We start from the raw sequence: 680 nt of genomic DNA, 5'->3' as shown, positions 1-680 counted from the left end.
ACCGTATGGACAGCCGTACTTCAAAAGAACTGTATGTAATGTATAATGCAATAGTGCTCCGTATGGGGTTGAAGGTCTTTGAAACCGTACTTCCGGATCTTGAACGCTTCAACAAGGAAATGACACCCTCTTCCAGACAGCATTTCCGCTGCACCCTTCTTCCTCCTTCCGAATCACTACTGAAAGACAGCCGTCTTGAGGCTTTTGCCCAGGAGATGGAACGTATCATATTTCCGGGATAAGAACTATGGCAAAGAAAAGAGAGATATTCAAGGTGGATGAGGATGCCTTGAAGGACATGATGGCCAGTGAATCCATTTCCTGTGGTAAATCTGGAGCAGATGTCGGCGAGAATGTTCTTCCTGTCACAGAAAAGGAAAAAAATGTGCCGGAAGTAAAGACACAGGGACAGGAAAAGTCCCGCAAGACGATTCGCGCTGACCCCGGACTGGAAGAGAAGGTGGAAATGTATAAGGAACTGTTTCTGGACAGAAAGAAGTCCGTACACAGAAAGCAGACCTATATCAGCTATGACATGTATTGCAGGCTGGCTCGTATCCTTCCCCTTCTGAGTGATGACATGAGTGTGCCCGCTTTTTTGGATAATGTGCTGGCACACCATCTTGAGACTTACAGTGAAGAGCTTGGCGAGCTGTTTCGCCGAAAAACCCCAAAAACAT

Annotated in this window: 1 protein-coding gene and 1 pseudogene; both read left to right on the top strand. The window is 46.6% G+C overall.

The window, feature by feature from the left end:
- Positions 1–242, top strand: a pseudogene (locus tag I6E11_RS14785) (ParA family protein); the annotation flags it as partial.
- 5 nt (positions 243–247) lie between these two features.
- The coding region (locus I6E11_RS14780; RefSeq protein WP_235338847.1) for a DUF3408 domain-containing protein at positions 248–680 on the top strand (433 nt) is incomplete at its 3' end.

The organism is Bacteroides caecigallinarum (assembly GCF_021531075.1).
GTDB classification, from domain to species: Bacteria; Bacteroidota; Bacteroidia; order Bacteroidales; family Bacteroidaceae; genus Phocaeicola; species Phocaeicola caecigallinarum_B.
The sequence above is the reverse complement of the archived record's forward strand: the minus strand, read 5'-3'. Positions and strand labels throughout refer to the sequence as shown.